We start from the raw sequence: 16,866 nt of genomic DNA, 5'->3' as shown, positions 1-16,866 counted from the left end.
CATGTCGGCACCGCCGCCTGACATCGAACTGGAACAGATCGAGGTCGATCTGTTCGTACTGGCGCTGAGGCGCCGCTACGGCTTCGATTTCAGCCAGTACGCGCCGGCCTCGCTGACAAGGCGCGTGCGCCAGCTTATGCACGTGCATCACTGCGACAGCATCAGCGCGCTGACCGCGCGGCTGCTGCACGAGGCGGACTTTGTCGGCCAGGTCGTCCAGGGGCTTTCAGTGCCCGTGTCGGAGATGTTTCGCGATCCAGCGGTGTTCCGCGCACTGCGCGAGCAGGTGCTGCCGCTGCTGGCCTCCTACCCGCGGATCAACGTGTGGCAGGCCGGCTGCGCCAACGGGCAGGAGGTCTATTCGCTGGCGATTCTGCTGGAGGAGGCCGGCCTCTACGAACGCAGCCACATCTTCGCTACCGACTTCAACGCCGCAGCGCTGAAGCGCGCGCAGGAAGGCATCTACCCGGCCAAGGATGCTCAGCTTTGGTCGCGCCATTACATCGAAGCGGGCGGCGGTCATTCGCTTTCCAGCTATTACAGCGCACGCTACGACTTCATCCGTCTGCACGAACGCCTGCGCCGGAACATCACCTTCACCAACCACAATCTGGTCAGCGACAAGGTCTTCTGCGAGGCGCACCTGGTGCTGTGCCGCAATGTGCTGATCTACTTCTCCAACGAGCTGCAGAACCGTACGCTCGCTCTGTTCCGCGACAGCCTGGTGCGCGGCGGATATCTGTGTCTCGGGCTGCGCGAGAGCCTCGATTTTGCGCCGGCGGCGGCGGACTTCACCGCCATGGACGCCAGCCTGCGACTGTACCGTCGAAAGCTGCAGTCCGGCCACGGGGAGCGCGATGCGTCTGCCTGAGGCGATCGCCGTCGGTTGCTCCCAGGGCAGCTTTCACGCGCTGCGGATACTATTGAGCGGCATCGATCGCCGGCTGACGCAAACGCTGCTGATCTGCTGCCATACTTCGGGCGATGTGTCGGCTCTGTGCGAGCTGCTGGCCAGTCACTCCACGCTGCCAATCCTCGAGGCGCGCGAGCGGCAGCCGGCTGTCGGCGGCATGGTGCATGTGGCGCCTGCCGGCTATCACCTGCTGTTGGAGAACGATCGCCACTTCGCACTGTCTGTGGATGAGCACGTGCGCCATTCCCGGCCTTCGATCGACGTGATGTTCGGTTCTGCGACCGACGTTTACGGCGCCGGACTGATCGGCGTGGTGCTCACCGGAGCAAACAGCGATGGCGCCGAGGGACTGGCGAGAATACGCCGGCGCGGTGGCGTGGCCGTGGTGCAGGCACCCGAGGGTGCGGAGGCCCCCGCCATGCCCCGCGCCGCGCTGGAAAAGGCAGGCGCCGATTATTGCCTGCCGCTCGAAGCGATTGCCCCGTTGCTCAACCGCCTTTGTCTGGCCTGAACCCGTGCGTTGGACCTGATGCTGCCGAAAATCCTCGTTGTTGACGATACCGCTGCCAATCTGGTCGCCATGCGCCGGCTGCTGGCGCGCTGCGGCGCGGACATATTCGAGGCGAGCAGCGGCAACGCCGCGCTCGGGCTTTGTCTGGACCATCAGTTCGCGCTGATCCTGCTCGACGTCAACATGCCGGATATGGACGGTTTCGAAGTCGCCGCACTGCTCGGCGAATCGGAGCAGCTACGCGAAACGCCGATCATTTTCGTCACCGCCGCCTACGCCGACGATCTGAGCAAGCTGAAAGGCTATCGATCCGGCGCGGTGGATTACGTGGCCAAGCCGATCAACGACGTGATCCTGCAGTCGAAGGTGCGCGTATTCCTCGAACTCTATGCGGCCCGCGCCGAGCTGGAGCAGACGCTTGCGGCGCTGTCCGAGCGTAACGAACAGCTCACGGCGGAAATTGCCGAGCGCAAACGCATCGAGGCGATGGTGCGCCACCAGGCCAGCCACGACACGCTCACCGGCCTGCCCAACCGCATGCTGTTCCACGACCGCCTGCGCGGCTCGATCCAGCGTGCACAGCGCCACCACGGCAGCTTTGCGCTCGCCTGCATCGATATCGACGGGTTCAAGAGCGTCAACGACGAACACGGCCATCCCACCGGCGATGTGCTGCTGCAGGAAATCGCCGCGCGACTGCAGGCACAGCTGCGCAGCAACGACACCGTTGCGCGACTCGGCGGCGACGAATTTGCGCTGATCCTGGAAGACATCGAGGATCCGCTGATGGCCGTGCAATTGTGCCAGTCGCTCTGCGATGCGCTGGCCGAAGCTTATCCGCTGATGATTGGTGAAAGCACGATCACCGTGCGGGTGGGTGCCAGCATCGGCGTAGCGCACTATCTTCAGAGCGATGGGCACGATGCCGACGAGCAGCTGATCCAGGCGGCCGATCGGGCGATGTACGAAGCCAAGCGCGCCGGAAAAAATCGCTGCGTGCTGGCCGGCCCTCCTGCCGCGGCGGCGTGAATTGCAGCGCCACTTTTTCAGTGATCTCGCGATCGGAAAGCCGTGGGCAAAAACAAAGCGGCGAGCAGATTTACTGCCCGCCGCTTTGTTTTTGACTCTTCGGGTGACCCGGATACCCTGGGCCAGGACGCCTCAGCCTTCCGCACTTTCCGGCGTGCGCACTTCGGGCTTTCGAATCCATGCGTCGGCCTGCGCCTCGGCCTGACGATCCGCACGCGTCTTGAAAGCGCGCAGTTCGTCGGTGTGGAAATCGTCCACCGAGATGAATTCGTACAGGCTCTCGCGCACGTGCTTGAGCAGGGCCGCCTCGGTCGCCGTCAACACACCTGCTTTCTCAGCCTCGGCCAGCTGATCGACGTATTCCAGCGACTTGAACTGGCCACTCTTCTGCGCCTTAGCGAACTTGCGATCCACCGGCTCGGCCAGAATCACTTCCGGCAGCAGCGCATTCAGACGGCCCACCGTGTTGTTGGCCGTCGGGGTGAGATAGACGTATTCCAGCAGGTGATCGCGCGCCTCGCTGGGGCCTGTGATCAAGGCAGCGACGCGGCGACCGAGGCGGTCGGACGGCGGCACTTCGCGACGGCCGAACGGGAATACCAGCGCGCGCAGCAACCAAGCGACAGGACGCACGGGGAAGTTGCGGATCGCGCCATCCAGCGCGGTCTGGGTGCGCCACATGCACTCATGGAACGCCCAGGCCAGCAGCGGGCGATCAGACTCGGGCCGTCCGCCGTCCTCGTAATGCTTGAGCATGGCGCTGGCGATATACAGGTTGCTCAGCACGTCGCCCAGACGAGCCGACAGCTTTTCCTTGAACTTCAGCTTGCCGCCCAGCACGCCCATGAAGACGTCCGCGCAAAGAGCCAGTGCGGCCGAGTAACGGTCGAGCTTGCGGTAATAGCGACGGGTGTAGGCATCGCCGGCGCTCTCGCCCAGACGCGAGCCGGTGAAGCCCAGCACCAGGCTGCGTACGGCGTTGGACACGCCAAAGCCAAGGTGGCTGAACAGCAGACGATCGAACGTCTTCAGCTGCTCGCTGCGGTCCGTAATCGCCAGCGTCTGCATTTCCTTCAGCACGTATGGATGGCAGCGGATGGCGCCCTGACCGAAGATCATCAGGCTGCGCGTCATGATGTTGGCGCCTTCGACCGTGATGGCGATCGGCACGGCCTGGAACGAACGGCCGGCGTAATTCTTCGGACCCATCTGCACGCCTTTGCCGCCGAGCACGTCCATGGTGTTGGCAGCGACCTCGCGGCCCCACTCGGTGGCATGGTATTTCGCGATAGCCGACGTGACCGCCGGCTTCTCGCCGCGGTCGACGGCCGCGGCGGTCGACTTCGACAAGGCGGCCGTGGCGTAGGTCAAGCCGCCGATGCGCGCCAGCGCTTCTTCTACGCCCTCGAAGCGGGCGATGGACAAACCGAACTGCTTGCGAATGCGCGCATAGGCGCCAGTGGCAGCCACGGCGCCGCGCACGGCGCCGGTGGCGCTGGACGGCAGCGAAATCGCGCGACCGACCGACAGGCACTCCACCAGCATGCGCCAGCCGTGGCCGGCCATGTGCGGTCCGCCGATCAGCGTGGACATCGGCACGAACACATCCTTGCCCTGCACCGGACCATTCTGGAACGGCACGTTCAGCGGAAAATGACGGCGGCCGATCTGCAGGCCCGGCGTGGCGCGCGGCAGCAGCGCCAGGGTAATGCCCAGGTCTTCCTTCTCACCAAGCAGATGCTCCGGGTCGTACATGCGGAAGGCCAGGCCGACCACCGTGGCGATCGGCGCCAGCGTGATGTAGTGCTTGTTGAACGTGAGCTTCAAACCCAGCGTCTCGACGCCGTCGACGGTCTGCTTGCAGACGATGCCGTAATCCGTCAGCGACGTGGCGTCGGAGCCGGCGTAGGGACCGGTCAGCGCAAAGCACGGAATGTCCTCGCCCACGGCGAGGCGCGGCAGGTAGTGGTTCTTCTGCTCATCGCTGCCGTAGTGCAGCAGCAGCTCGGCCGGCCCGAGCGAATTGGGCACGGCAACCGTCGAGGCAACGGTCGAGGAGATGGTAGAGAGCTTCTGCAGCACCGCCGAATGCGCCAGCGCGGAGAACTGCAGGCCGCCGTAGGACTTCGGAATGATCATGCCGAAGAATTTGTTTTTCTTGATGAAGTCCCACACGTTCGGCGGCAGATCCGCCAGCTCGTGGGTGATCTGCCAGTCGTCGAGCATCCCGCACAGCTCTTCCACCGGGCCGTCCATGAAAGCCTGCTCTTCCACGCTCAGCATCGGCTTGGGCTGCTTCATCAGCACGCTCCAGTCCGGCTTGCCGGAGAACAGCTCGCCCTCGAAACCGATCGTCCCGGCCTCCAGCGCCGTCTGTTCGGTATCGGAAAGCTTCGGCGTGACCTTGGCGAAGGTTTTCAGGATCGGCGCCGTGATGTTGCGGCGACGGAAGCTCACCATCAGCAGCGGCACGGCGATGGCCAGCTCGATGACCAGCAGGATCAGCATGATCCAGGTCGCGCCCGAGAACAGCCCGACCACGAAGGTGGCGACTATCGTGGAAATCGCCCACGTGCGCAGGCTGGTACGGTGGTATGCGCAGGCGCCGGTGGCAATGAGCGCCGCCAAAATGGTCAGTAACACGGACATGTCAACACCTCATCACGGTTGAACAGCACCGGCGCGTTGCCGGCTATCGGGTCGGTCCAGCTCTTCGTCGTTCGAATGCACTTGCCGATCTGCGCGCGACGCGGCCGGATCCTGCCGGGCCAGATCTTGCACAAACCGCGTCACTTCACGCGTGAAGGCGTCATTGGCATCGCCAGCCACCATGTGCGTGGCCTGAGCGATTTCCACGTGCCGCGCATGCGGCACGTGCTGCAGAAATTCGTTTACGGTATCGCTCGACACCACGTCGCTGCGCGCGCCGGAAAGCAGCAATACCGGTATCTCGATCTTCGACGTCGCGGCCAGGAGGCGCGGCTGGTAGCGCTCGCTGTCGCTGACGACGCCGGCGAGCAATGCGGGGTCCCAGTGCCAGCGAAGGCGTCCGTCGGCACCCTGGCGCAGCAGCGGCCGCAATTGCTCCTCCGTCTTGCGCTCGCGACGCTGCGGCAGATAGCCGGCAATTTTTTCCGCGGCTTCGGCGTAGTTGGCGAAGCCGTCAGGGTAGGCCTGCATGAACGCCAGAATCCGCTCGACCCCCGCCGACTCCCAGCGTGGCGTGATGTCGACCAGCACCAGCGCCCGAAATGGCGACGGCCTGACTTCTCCCGCTACCAGCATACCCATGAGTCCGCCCATCGACGCACCGACCAGTATCGGCGGCTCGGGCTGCGCCATGCTGACGCGGATCAGATCGTCGGCGAACTGCTCCATGCGATAGGCGCCATCAGCCACCCGATCACTCTCGCCGTGCCCGCGGCAATCGAAAGTCACGCAGCGGCAACCTTCCTTCGCCATTGCCGTTGCAGCCCCATGCCATGCGCCGCGCGTCTGACCGAAGCCGTGCGAGAACAGCAGCACAGGGCGACCGCTCGGGTTGTGCGTCTCCACCGCCAGATCCAGATCGGCCACGGGCAGACGGCTTAGCTCGACAGTGGCGGCATTCGGGATAACCATACGGGAGAGTATGGGCTCAGCGGGCAAGCGGCGTCAATACGCCGGCTTGCCGCAGTCCCGGCGATTGGCAGGGATTTCAGCCGTTTTCGCTGGCGCCGCATTACAAATAGCGGGCGTGTAGCTACCATGCCCGCATGAACGTCGTGATCAAACCCGAACGTACCCGCCTTTCCGCCGAGGATTGGGAGCTTGCCGCCCTGCATCTGATTGCCGAACAGGGCGTGGGTGCCCTGGCGGTGGAAGCGCTGGCACGCCAGCTGGGCGTCACGAAGGGAAGCTTTTACTGGCATTTCCGCACACGCGAGGCACTGCTCAACGCGGCGCTGGAACGCTGGGAGCAATACGGCGAGCGCGAAGTGATCAACCAGATCGAGCAGATCGCCGACCCGCGCAAGCGTCTGCCGGAACTGTTTCGCCGCGTGGCGCACGAGCTGCAGCCGCATCGCGTTTACGCGGCCCTGCTCAAGGCGCTCGATCACCCGCAGGTGGTGCCGGTGATGGCGCGCGTGTCGCAGCGGCGCATGGAGTTTCTCACGACGGCCTATAGTGAGGCCGGGCTGCCTTCCACCGAGGCGCTCAATCGCGCCCGTCTGACCTACGCGGCCTACGTGGGCTTTCTGCAGCTGAACTTCACGCTGGGCCTGCCGCGCATCAATCACGAAGAGTTCGACGCCTACGTCGAGCACATGATTGCCACGCTGATCCCGGCGTAAACCAAGGCGGTCCAGAACAATCAAGGCAACGCCCACGGCAAGCTTTGCTGCATCACGTCTTGCAATGCCAATCTGCGCAAACTACCGTTTCCGCTCTGAATTCACGCAAGACCAGAGAGGGACACCGATGTCGAGCACGCTCGAAGCACTGCAGCAGTGGGTAAACGACGTGACCGCGCTGACCCGCCCCAAGCGGGTGCACTGGTGCGATGGCTCGGACGCCGAATATCAGGCTCTGGTACGGCAGATGCTGCAGACCGGTGACCTGATCGAGCTGAACCAGCAGACCCATCCCGGCTGCTACCTGCATCGCTCCAGTCCGTCCGACGTGGCGCGCGTCGAACACCTGACCTTCGTCTGCCACACGGACGAGCAGGACAGCGGCCCGAACAATCACTGGATGGCGCCGGCCGAAGCGCACGCGAAGATGGACGCGCTGTTCAACGGCTGCATGGTGGGCCGCACGCTATATGTGATCCCCTACTGCATGGGGCCGATCGATTCACCGCTGGCGCGCTGCGGCGTGGAAATTACCGACAGCCCCTACGTCGTCGCCAACATGCGCATCATGACCCGCATGGGCGCCGCCGCGCAGGCGCGCATCGAGCGCGAAGGACGTTTCGTCAAAGGCCTGCATTCCATCGGCGATCTCGACCCCGAGCGCCGCTTCATCATGCACTTTCCCGAAGAGCTTTCGATCCAGTCATATGGCTCCGGCTACGGCGGCAACGCGCTGCTGGGCAAGAAGTGTCACGCGCTGCGCATCGCCAGCAACCAGGCGCATACGGAAGGCTGGCTGGCCGAACACATGCTGATTGTCGGCATCGAAAATCCGCAGGGCGAAACGCACTACATCGCCGCCGCGTTTCCCTCCGCCTGTGGAAAGACCAACCTTGCCATGCTGATTCCTCCCGAAGGCTACCGCCAGAACGGCTGGAAAGTCTGGACCATCGGTGACGACATCTGCTGGATGCGCCCAGGGGAGGATGGACGTCTATACGCCATCAACCCCGAGGCCGGCTTTTTCGGCGTGGCCCCCGGCACCAGCGAGAGCAGCAACCCCAACGCGCTGGCCACCATTGCGCACGACACCATCTACACCAACGTGGCCGTAACGGCCGACAACCAGCCGTGGTGGGAAGGCCTGCCGGGCACGCCGGTGACCGACTGGCAGGGCCGCCCTTACAACGCTGCCAACGGCGCGGCCGCGCATCCGAATTCGCGTTTCACCGTCAGCGCCAGACAGTGCCCGACCTGGTCGGAAAAAGCCGAAGCGCCGCAGGGCGTGCCGTTGAGCGCGATCGTGTTCGGCGGTCGCCGCCCCTCGCTGCTGCCGCTGGTCATGGAAGCGCGCGACTGGACGCACGGCGTGCTGATGGGCGCGGCGATGGGTTCGGAAACCACGGCCGCGGCGACCGGCGAAATCGGCGTGCTGCGCCGCGATTCGATGGCGATGAAGCCCTTCTGCGGCTATCACTACGGCGACTATTTTGCGCACTGGCTGTCGTTCGATCAGGGCGGCGCCAAGCTGCCGAAAATTTTCCACGTGAACTGGTTCCGCAAGGGCGCGGACGGCAAGTTCCTGTGGCCCGGCTTCGGCGACAACCTGCGCGTGCTGCAGTGGATGATAGATCGCGTCGCCGGCCGCGTGGCCGGCGTAGAAACCCCGATAGGCACGCTGCCGCAGGCCGCCGAACTTCATCTGGACGGTCTGAAAATCGATAGCGCCAGTCTCGACGCGCTGCTCGAGGTCGACAACGGCGCCTGGCAGGATGAGCTCGCCGCCATTGGCACTTATCTCGACACGTTCGCGCCCCGTCTTCCGGAGACCTTGCGAAAAGAGCAGCAGCGGGTGGCAGACGCACTCGCCGCGGCGGCCGAACAGCCACGGCGGAAAGCGGTAGCCTCGTGAGCATCTGAGTAGCACCTTCTCGCAGGCGTTCGTCGTCGGATACCTGCAGGAACCAGCCAGGCGCATCGGCGCAACGCGCAGGTCCAGCGCACTACCGACAGCGCGATTCAAACCCTTCTGCGCCTGGATGCATCCAAGCTGGCAAGATGAACCTCGCCAGCCACGCCATCGGACTTTCCATGTCACCCGTCGCCACTGCGGTAGCCAACGACAGTGACGACGTCCGCGCGGCAGCCGCTGGCGACCGGCGCGCGTTCCAGCGGCTGTACCACCTGCACGTGGGCCGCGTGCATGGTGCGGTGTTCCGGCTGGCCGGCTATGACCACTCGCGGGCGGAAGATCTGACCCAGGACGCGTTTGTACGCGCCTGGCAAAAGCTGCCGGAGTTTCGCCACGAAAGCGCCTTCGGTACCTGGCTGTACCGGCTTGCCGTCAATGTCGCACTGATGGATATCCGCGCCCGCGGCGCGGATCCTGTGAGCATGGTCGATGACGAACATCTGCCCGATCCGGGTCAGACACCGTTCTGCGCCGCCGAGCGCGATGAGCTGGAGCGCGTCATCGCGCTACTGCCGCCGCGCGCCCGCGCGGTGCTGGTGCTGCACGATATCGAAGGCTGGCGCCACGAAGAGATCGGCAACGAGCTGGGCATGGCCATAGGTACGTCGAAAGCACAACTGCACCGCGCTCGCGGCTTGCTGCGCAAAATGTTGGGATCCGCCGATGCGGGAGAAAGGACATGAACGAATTTGAATGGCGTCGACAAATGCGCGACCTGCGCCAGCCCATGGCGCCGCGGCGGGATTTATGGGCGTCGATCGATGCTGCGCTGGACGAAGCCGGACCGAACCTTGCCGACGCGGCGCCGCCCGCATCGTCTCGATCGGAAGGCCGGCGCCGCTGGCTCATCGCCGCCAGCTTTGCCGCGTCCGCCGTGCTTGCCGGCGCCGTCGGATGGCATGCCAGGAGCGCAACCATGGCAACACAGGTGGCCAGCACCACGGCGCCAACACAAAACTGGAAGCCCTCCGACCCGCGACTGGCCGGTGCAGCGACCCAGCTCAATGCCGCCCGCATGGAGCTGCAGCAGGCGATGCAGCAGGCGCCCCACTCACCGGCGCTGCAGCGACTGCTTATCCAAACCGAGCGTCAGCAGAACCAGCTGCGTCAGCTGGCCAGCGACGCGGGTTGATTGAAAATCTGGAACGAAATGATGAAAACCGCCCGCTACTTTCCCCTGCTGCTGTGCCTCTGCGTTGGTCAGGCGCTGGCCGACATGCCAATCAACCTGCGCCATGACGCCAGCCCCACCGTGCGCGTCAGCGTCAGCAACGTGGCCGGCGACGTTACGGTCACCGGCTGGAATCGTAACGAAGTGCAAGTCACCGGCCAGCTCGGCGATGGCAGCAAACCGCTGGCGATCACCGGCAGCAATGGCGATCTCTCGATAAAGGTCGAACCGCAGGGTGGCTCGGGCTGGCTGAACTGGAGCAGCGATAGCCGGATGTCGCCCAGCACGCTGGAACTGCACGTGCCAAAAGCGGCCGCGCTGAACGTCAATGTGGTCAGCGCAGCCGCGGTCATCGATGGCCTGGACGGGGGAGGCATCCAGGTCGACAGCGTCAGCGGCCGGGCGCGCATCAGCGCACGCACGCCCTCGCTCAAGGTGAACAGCGTCAGCGGCAATATCGAACTCAGCGGCCACGCCGACACGGCCAGTCTGCAGACGGTCAGCGGCGATATCCTTGCGCCCACGCTCGGCAACGAGGCGAAACTGGAGACCATATCCGGTCATATCCAGGCCAGCGGCGGACCCTGGAAAAAATTCACTCTGAGTACGGTCTCCGGCGATGTGCAGCTGTCCGGTGGCATCACGCCGGACGGCAGTCTCGGCATCGACAGCATGAGCGGTGATGTGATGCTGCAGCTGCCCTCGGCGGTCTCCGGCTCACTGCATGCCAGCAGCTTCAGTGGCGACCTGCGCAGCGACTTCGGCACACCGGTGAAAGCCGAGCATGGTCCCGGCAGCAGCCTTGACGTGCGTCTGGGCAGCGACGGCGGCAAGATCAACGTTGAAACGTTCAGCGGCGACCTGCGCGTCCGGAAGCAGAACTGATTGGCTGACCCGACCAGACGTTGTCGCGTTGGCTAGACAAAAACGCCGTCGCATGGGCGACGGCGTCGGTATGATTCTCGGGTCGCGGCTTTTCGCCGGCGAACCGTCAGAGATCCTGGTGATACTGCACGTAAGGCGTGCGTGACTGATCCGGCTCCGGCCCCGCAGGCGTATTGGCTGGAGTGCCCGACGACCACAGATTCTGCGCGCCCACGCTCAGCTGGCCGCGCCATGGCAGGCGCCAGGTAACACCCAGATCGATGCTGTTCCAGCGCCGGTCCGGTGCGAGACTCCCGCCGGGAATGCCGACCTGCGGCTCCATCGTACGGCCGATCAGCATGCCGCTGACCGAGCCGTGATCCACGCCGAAACTCAAGGCTTTCTGGTCCAGTGCATTCACACCCAGCAGATTGCCGGGCAGCAGATGGATGCGGCCGACGCTGGCACCCAGATCGATGCCACTGGTGTTACCCAACGCGAGCCGCCCGCGCGCATTGACCTGGGCGCTGCTGTCGAAGCTCGACAGGCCGTCCACGCCCGCCGCCGCACCGGGCAATATGCGTGGCAGGGTGGCGCTGCTGTCCTGCGTGCTGTTGGCGCCCACGCTGAGGCCAAGACTGTAGCGGCCGGCGTTGTAGGTCGCCCCCACTTCACTGCCGAGGATACGGGTGGGCTGGTTGACCCAGGTGCGCTGGCTGACTTCCGCGTTGGCCTGGAGATTGGGCGCCAGGCCGTACTGCAGACCGGTCGAGTTGACACTCGATGCATCGACCACATGAAACGACAGCAACGTGGCGCTGCGCAGTGCATCGGCGCTGCTGAACTTGTCGGCCTTCAGAGCGAGCACGTGCCCGTTGGGCCCAAGCCACAGCGGAACCGACACGCCGGCTCCCGCAGGCGCCAGTTGCGCCGGCTGTTGCGACAGCAGATGCTCGGCTGTCGCGTCATCGCCGGCCGCAGACTGCCCGGCCGCGGCGAGCGGCAGCAGAAGCATCAGCAGTGGTGAATAAAGTCGGCGCATCGGCGTGTGGGAGCAAGATTTCCGGATGGATCAGTGACAGCGGAAGTATAACGCAACTTTACAAATAACTAACACTATCGATCAAGGCAAATATCCCCGTCCAGCTCAACGAAAAGCAGGTTCGGGCCCGTCAAGGACCTTCGAATGTTGTGAGTGTTCCCCATGCGTCAACAATGCTGGCTACCGAACCAACTTACGCGATATAAGCTTACACAAGAAAATAACTTATCGATACCGCAATCCACAAGCGCGGCCGGGAAACGATCAAGTCGTATGAGCGTCACACCCACGACACGCCCGTCTCAGCCATTCCTCGTGGTACGGGATCTTGCGTCCCTGCGTCACGCGATCGAACGGCTGTTCGAAGCGAGCGACGCGGCCAGCGTGATGGATATCTGCGAGCTGATGGTTGTCAGCCTGGGCACCGAAGGACGGCTTTGCTGGCGCCAGAAAGAAGAGCCATGCGCCGCGGAGGGACAGCTCGACCTGGCGGAGGACCCCCAGGGTGCGCGCTTCATGATGCTGGCATGGGACGGTCAACCGCTGCCGGAGAGCGCGCGCGAACAGCTCAAGTGGCTGGGTCGACTGGCCAATACGCGTCTGCGCCAGCTGGCCGAAACCAGCCGCCTGTACGAAGCGATTTCACGGCTCGCGCTGGCTGAGCGGCTGCAGCGAGCGCTTTACGCGATTGCCGAACAGGCCGGCGCCGAGCACGACATGCCCGAAATGATGCGCTCGCTGCATGCGATCGTCAGCAGCCTGATGTACGCCGAAAATTTCTACATCGTGCTGCACGATGCAACGAACGACACCGTCCGCTTCCCCTATTACGTCGACACGGTCGACACCGATCCGCCGCCGCCCGATCAGGACATGCCGCTGCAGGGCATGCTGCACAGCCTGACCTGGAATCTGCTGCAGGAAGGCCGCCCAATGATGGGTTCGATCGAGGAGCTAGAGCGCCAGTTCGACGAACAGTTCGTGCTGGTGGGGCCCAGCTGCGAGCATTGGCTGGGCGTTCCGCTGCTGCGCGCCGGCCGCGTCGTCGGTGGCATCGTGGTGCAGAGTTATCGTGCGGATACGCATTATTCCCGGCATGACCTGGAGCTGCTCAACTACGTAGCGCAGCACGTCCAGACGGCGCTGGAGCGGCGTGAGGCGCACCTGGAGCTGGGTCGCCGCGTGACCGATCGCACGGCGGCGCTGCGCGAGGCCAACCGGGTGCTGCGCCAGCAGGTGCTGCAGCGCCAGCGCGGTGAACGCCTGCAGGCCGCGTTGTTCCGCATTGCCGAACTGGCCAATACCGCGATCAGCCTGGACAATTTTTATGCCGCCGTGCATCAGGCCATCAGTGGACTGCTGTACGCTCGCAATTTCTACATCGCGCTGGTCGATGAAGAAACCAACACGCTGACGTTCCCCTATTCGGTCGATGAAATCGATAACCTGCGACCGCCGCGCGCGCATGGCCGCGGCGCCACCGAATACGTGCTGCGGCACGGCCAGCCGCTGCTGGCCTTCCCGACAGATATCGATCGTTTGGTGGAAGCCGGCGAGATATCCCACTTTGGCTCGCGCTCGGTCTGCTGGCTTGGCGTGCCGCTGGTGTGGGGCGACAAGGTGATGGGCGTGCTGGCGCTGCAAAGCTATTCACTCGAACACAATTATCACGAGCGCGACCAGGAACTGCTGACCTTCGTCAGCTACCACGTCGCCAACGCGCTGCAGCGGCGCCACGCCGATTCATCGCTGAAGCAGGCCTACGCCAGCCTGGAGCGGCGCGTCACCGAACGCACCCGTGCGCTGGCGCTGGCCAACCGCGACCTGCGCGAACAGATCGCCGAGCGTGAGCGCGTCGAGCGGCGGCTGAAATACGAGACCCTGCATGATTCGCTGACCGGACTTCCCAACCGCACCCTGCTGCTGCAGCGGCTGGAACAGGCGATGCAGCGCTATACCGCCAACCCGGCCGAGCAGTTCGCGGTGCTCTTCATCGACCTGGATCGCTTCAAGGTCATCAACGATTCGGTCGGTCACCTGGTCGGCGACGATCTGCTGTTTCAGGTCGGCGGGCGCATCCGCGCCTGTCTGAAAACCCGCGACGTAGTCGCCCGCCTCGGTGGCGATGAATTTGCCGTGCTGCTGGAGGGCATAGCCGACACCAGCAAGGCGATGGTCGTCGCCGACCGCATCATCGTCGAACTGCAGACGCCGTTCCGGCTCGGCACCAAGGAAATCTTCACCTCCGCATCGATCGGCATCGCGCTCTCGAGCCCGCACTACAAGCAGCCTGAAGAACTGCTGCGCGACGCCGACGCGGCGATGTACAACGCCAAGGATGGAGGCCGCCACCGTGCCGCAATGTTCGACGAGCGGTTGCGGCGCCAGGCGCTCTCGCTGCTGGACATGGAGAGCGATCTTCGCCACGCGCTCAGCCGCAACGAATTCGTGCCGTTCTACCAGCCGATCGTGGAACTGGCCGATGGCCGGGTCGTCGGCTACGAGGCGCTGCTGCGCTGGCACCATCCGCAGCGCGGCCTGCTGCTGCCGCAGGACTTTTTGCTGATTGCCGAGGACTGCGGCTGCGCCGAGGCGATCGACTGGCATATCTTCGAACAGGTCTGCAAACAGGGCATGAAGCTGATCGGCGCCGATGGCTTCGTCAGCATCAACGTTTCCGGCCGACACTTTCGCCTGCCCGATCTGGATCAAAAACTGCTGGCGCTGTTCGAGCGCTACGCCGTGCCCACGCACTGCATCCGCATCGAAGTCACCGAGCGCGCCCTGCTGGAAAATCCGAACCAGGTGAAGCAGATGCTGCAGAACCTGCGCAGCCACGGCGTGGGCATCGCGCTGGATGATTTCGGCACCGGCTACTCGTCGCTGAGCTACCTGCACCAATATCCGTTCGAGACCCTGAAAATCGATCGCTCCTTCATCACCGAGCTGCCGGACGACGACCAGGAAACCCAGGGCCTCGCCCTCGTCCGCGCCATCCAGGTCCTGGCCGATTCACTGCAGATGAAAGTGATCGCCGAAGGCATCGAGGAAGAGTCGCAGCGGCAGGCGTTGATGAGCGTCGGCTGCCGCTACGGCCAGGGTTTTCTGTTCGCCGCTGCCCAGGCCGCCGAAACGTGGCTGGGCGCAGTTACGCCACCGCGGACGAACTGACCGGTCGATCGGCTGCGCCGTGGAGGGTACGCGGCCAGCGCTACTCGACTACAAGCCAGACCGTCGCTACTGCGCCGTGTCCGGCGTGCTCAACACGGAGCTGTCGCTGAGCAGGTGCTCGGCGTCGATGCGGTCGAACAGGTAGCGCTGCGCGCAGAACTCGCAGATCACTTCGATCTCGCCATCGCGCGCCTCCAGCGCGGCTTCTACCTCATCGCGACCCAGCGATCGCAGCATGGCCGTGACACGCTCGCGGCTGCAGCTGCAGCCGAATGCCAAGGGGCGCGACTCAAACAGTCGAACCGACTCCTCGTGATACAGCCGATACAGCAATTCCGCAGGCGCCGTGGTGAGCAGTTCATCCGCGCCAAGCGTGGCGGTGAGCTGGACCACGCGATTCCACGCATCCGCGTCATGCGACGCGTCGCGGCCGCCTTCATCGGGCACTTTTTGCAGCATCAGGCCGACGGCGTAGTCGCCGCTGGTCGCCAGCACGATCCGCGCCGGCAGCTGCTCGGATTGGACGAAGTAATTTTCCAGCGCGGCGGCAACGCTCGCGTGCTGCAGACCCACCAGCCCCTGATAACGCTGACCGCGCTCCACGTTGCCGATGGTGATCGCCATGATGGCCTCCGGCAGCGCCGGCAGCTCCAGCCGTTCGGGCAGCGGGTCGTTCCAGCGTGCGAGGCCGCGCAGGCGGCCCTGGTCGTTGCACTCGGCAAACAGCAGACGAAGCGCACCGGTGCTTTTCAACTCGATCGACAGCGCACCATCGAGTTTGATGTTGCCGGTAAGCAGCGCGCTGGCGGCCAGCGCTTCGCCCAGCACCGCATGCAGCGACGGCGGATACTCCGCACGTCCGGCCACCTCACGCCAGGCCGGGCCCAGACGGACCAGCGCGCCGCGGATACCCGCCTGCTCCAGCAGAAACCGGTAAAGAACATCGTCGACTGGCAGCTTTTCCAAAACGGTGGCCCTTGTGAGATCGAAGTATGGCGGCCGCGCAAGCGATGCCGCAAAGGTGTTCAGATGGGGGCACGGACGCAGAGGAACAACGCCTTTATACTCGCGACTCTCCCGATAACATGTCGCCCATGCCCGAGCTTTCCCGCCGCTCTCCGCTGCGCCGCCTGCTGCGACTGCTGATCATCATCGCACTGGCGTGGTTCGGCGTGACGTGGCTGATGGTGCTTGTGCTGCGCTTTGTACCGCCGTGGACTTCCGCGGTGATGGTGGAACGCCGGATAGGTGCCTGGATCCATCACGACCCGACTTTTCGCCTGCGCCAGCGCTGGGTACCATGGAGCCAGATCTCGCCATGGGTACCGCTGGCCATGGTGGCCGGTGAGGATCAGAAATTCCCCTATCACCACGGTTTCGACTTCGACTCCATCCACAGCGCCATCGACGAGGCCGATGACGGCGGCCGCTTGCGCGGTGCCAGCACGATCAGCCAGCAGACGGCCAAAAATCTCTTTCTCTGGAACGGGCGCAGCTTTGTGCGCAAGGGGCTCGAGGCTTATTTCACTGTGCTGATCGAACTTGCCTGGCCGAAGCAGCGCATTCTGGAGGTGTACGCCAACATCGCCGAACTGGGCGACGGCATTTACGGTGTCGGTGCGGCCAGCGATGCGTTTTTCCATAGCGCGCCGGCGCGGCTTGGCCCGTCCCAGGCGGCTCGCCTTGCCGCTGTGCTGCCGAGCCCCCGGCGCCTGCATGCCGACCAGCCCAGTTCGTATGTGATGCGCCGCGCCGGCTGGATCGAGCAGCAGATGAACCAGCTCGGTGGGCCCGGTTATATCGAAGGCCGGGCGCCACGCGCGAAGCGCTGAGCATCCGCTTCGATCCATTCGCCTGAT

14 protein-coding genes are annotated in these 16,866 nt (G+C 64.4%); 10 read left to right on the top strand and 4 right to left on the bottom strand.

Annotated elements, in window-relative coordinates:
- Position 1: 1 nt before the first annotated feature.
- The 3 genes from ACDK93_RS04465 to ACDK93_RS04455 are packed head-to-tail and all read left to right on the top strand — an operon-like array spanning position 2 to position 2,453.
- Complete coding sequence (locus tag ACDK93_RS04465; protein WP_458071388.1) at positions 2-871, top strand: CheR family methyltransferase; 870 nt, start codon at positions 2-4, stop codon at positions 869-871.
- Positions 858-1,424, top strand: coding sequence for a chemotaxis protein CheB (locus tag ACDK93_RS04460; protein WP_458071387.1), 567 nt, complete (start codon positions 858-860; stop codon positions 1,422-1,424). The genes ACDK93_RS04465 and ACDK93_RS04460 overlap by 14 nt, the downstream gene beginning before the upstream one ends.
- An 18-nt stretch (positions 1,425-1,442) precedes the next feature.
- Positions 1,443-2,453 (top strand): diguanylate cyclase domain-containing protein, encoded by a 1,011-nt coding sequence (locus ACDK93_RS04455; protein ID WP_458072340.1) that lies wholly within the window; start codon positions 1,443-1,445, stop codon positions 2,451-2,453.
- Between the two features lie 132 nt (positions 2,454-2,585).
- Here ACDK93_RS04455 and ACDK93_RS04450 read toward each other — a convergent pair whose 3' ends face one another.
- Positions 2,586-5,102 carry an acyl-CoA dehydrogenase gene (locus tag ACDK93_RS04450; RefSeq protein ID WP_458071386.1) on the bottom strand — a complete coding sequence of 839 codons (2,517 nt, stop codon included), beginning with the start codon at positions 5,100-5,102 and terminating at the stop codon, positions 2,586-2,588.
- 12 nt (positions 5,103-5,114) lie between these two features.
- A complete protein-coding gene (locus ACDK93_RS04445; protein WP_458071385.1) occupies positions 5,115-6,074 on the bottom strand; it encodes an alpha/beta fold hydrolase in 960 nt (319 codons plus the stop codon).
- 134 nt (positions 6,075-6,208) lie between these two features.
- On the opposite strand from ACDK93_RS04445, the gene ACDK93_RS04440 reads away from it, so the two are divergent.
- The 5 genes from ACDK93_RS04440 to ACDK93_RS04420 all read left to right on the top strand — a co-directional run bounded on the left by ACDK93_RS04440 (position 6,209) and on the right by ACDK93_RS04420 (position 10,815).
- Positions 6,209-6,787, top strand: coding sequence for a TetR/AcrR family transcriptional regulator (locus tag ACDK93_RS04440; protein ID WP_458071384.1), 579 nt, complete (start codon positions 6,209-6,211; stop codon positions 6,785-6,787).
- A 64-nt stretch (positions 6,788-6,851) separates the two neighbouring features.
- On the top strand, positions 6,852-8,699 hold the full coding sequence (locus tag ACDK93_RS04435; protein ID WP_458071382.1) for a phosphoenolpyruvate carboxykinase (GTP): 1,848 nt from the start codon (positions 6,852-6,854) through the stop codon (positions 8,697-8,699).
- Positions 8,700-8,878: 179 nt separating this feature from the next.
- A complete protein-coding gene (locus ACDK93_RS04430; RefSeq protein ID WP_458071380.1) occupies positions 8,879-9,442 on the top strand; it encodes an RNA polymerase sigma factor in 564 nt (187 codons plus the stop codon).
- Entirely contained in the window at positions 9,439-9,891 is a 453-nt protein-coding gene (locus ACDK93_RS04425) for a hypothetical protein (protein ID WP_458071379.1), read from the top strand. Before ACDK93_RS04430 ends, ACDK93_RS04425 begins: the two co-directional genes overlap by 4 nt.
- A gap of 21 nt (positions 9,892-9,912) precedes the next feature.
- Positions 9,913-10,815, top strand: coding sequence for a DUF4097 family beta strand repeat-containing protein (locus ACDK93_RS04420; RefSeq protein WP_458071378.1), 903 nt, complete (start codon positions 9,913-9,915; stop codon positions 10,813-10,815).
- 106 nt (positions 10,816-10,921) lie between these two features.
- Here the strand turns inward: ACDK93_RS04420 and ACDK93_RS04415 are convergent, their stop codons facing one another.
- On the bottom strand, positions 10,922-11,836 hold the full coding sequence (locus ACDK93_RS04415; RefSeq protein ID WP_458071377.1) for a hypothetical protein: 915 nt from the start codon (positions 11,834-11,836) through the stop codon (positions 10,922-10,924).
- Positions 11,837-12,109: 273 nt separating this feature from the next.
- On the opposite strand from ACDK93_RS04415, the gene ACDK93_RS04410 reads away from it, so the two are divergent.
- The gene (locus tag ACDK93_RS04410; protein ID WP_458071376.1) at positions 12,110-15,007 is read left to right on the top strand and encodes a bifunctional diguanylate cyclase/phosphodiesterase; all 2,898 of its coding nucleotides are present in this window, start codon (positions 12,110-12,112) and stop codon (positions 15,005-15,007) included.
- 66 nt (positions 15,008-15,073) lie between these two features.
- Here the strand turns inward: ACDK93_RS04410 and hslO are convergent, their stop codons facing one another.
- The gene (gene hslO, locus ACDK93_RS04405) at positions 15,074-15,973 is read right to left on the bottom strand and encodes an Hsp33 family molecular chaperone HslO (protein ID WP_458071375.1); all 900 of its coding nucleotides are present in this window, start codon (positions 15,971-15,973) and stop codon (positions 15,074-15,076) included.
- Positions 15,974-16,101: 128 nt separating this feature from the next.
- Between hslO and mtgA the strand changes: the two genes are divergently transcribed.
- Positions 16,102-16,839, top strand: a complete 738-nt coding sequence (gene mtgA, locus ACDK93_RS04400; RefSeq protein WP_458071374.1) for a monofunctional biosynthetic peptidoglycan transglycosylase — start codon at positions 16,102-16,104, stop codon at positions 16,837-16,839.
- Positions 16,840-16,866 lie beyond the last annotated feature (27 nt).

The organism is Rhodanobacter sp. BL-MT-08, assembly GCF_054161255.1.
This window is presented reverse-complemented; position numbering and strand designations above follow the sequence as displayed.

What these genes read in the sequence shown, in the direction of transcription:
- ACDK93_RS04465 (WP_458071388.1), top strand. Translation starts at nt 2, where the DNA reads ATGTCGGCACCGCCGCCTGACATCGAACTGGAACAGATCGAGGTCGAT.
- ACDK93_RS04460 (WP_458071387.1), top strand. Translation starts at nt 858, where the DNA reads ATGCGTCTGCCTGAGGCGATCGCCGTCGGTTGCTCCCAGGGCAGCTTT.
- ACDK93_RS04455 (WP_458072340.1), top strand. Translation starts at nt 1,443, where the DNA reads ATGCTGCCGAAAATCCTCGTTGTTGACGATACCGCTGCCAATCTGGTC.
- ACDK93_RS04450 (WP_458071386.1), bottom strand. Translation starts at nt 5,102, where the DNA reads ATGTCCGTGTTACTGACCATTTTGGCGGCGCTCATTGCCACCGGCGCC.
- ACDK93_RS04445 (WP_458071385.1), bottom strand. Translation starts at nt 6,074, where the DNA reads ATGGTTATCCCGAATGCCGCCACTGTCGAGCTAAGCCGTCTGCCCGTG.
- ACDK93_RS04440 (WP_458071384.1), top strand. Translation starts at nt 6,209, where the DNA reads ATGAACGTCGTGATCAAACCCGAACGTACCCGCCTTTCCGCCGAGGAT.
- ACDK93_RS04435 (WP_458071382.1), top strand. Translation starts at nt 6,852, where the DNA reads ATGCCAATCTGCGCAAACTACCGTTTCCGCTCTGAATTCACGCAAGAC.
- ACDK93_RS04430 (WP_458071380.1), top strand. Translation starts at nt 8,879, where the DNA reads ATGTCACCCGTCGCCACTGCGGTAGCCAACGACAGTGACGACGTCCGC.
- ACDK93_RS04425 (WP_458071379.1), top strand. Translation starts at nt 9,439, where the DNA reads ATGAACGAATTTGAATGGCGTCGACAAATGCGCGACCTGCGCCAGCCC.
- ACDK93_RS04420 (WP_458071378.1), top strand. Translation starts at nt 9,913, where the DNA reads ATGAAAACCGCCCGCTACTTTCCCCTGCTGCTGTGCCTCTGCGTTGGT.
- ACDK93_RS04415 (WP_458071377.1), bottom strand. Translation starts at nt 11,836, where the DNA reads ATGCGCCGACTTTATTCACCACTGCTGATGCTTCTGCTGCCGCTCGCC.
- ACDK93_RS04410 (WP_458071376.1), top strand. Translation starts at nt 12,110, where the DNA reads ATGAGCGTCACACCCACGACACGCCCGTCTCAGCCATTCCTCGTGGTA.
- mtgA (WP_458071374.1), top strand. Translation starts at nt 16,102, where the DNA reads ATGCCCGAGCTTTCCCGCCGCTCTCCGCTGCGCCGCCTGCTGCGACTG.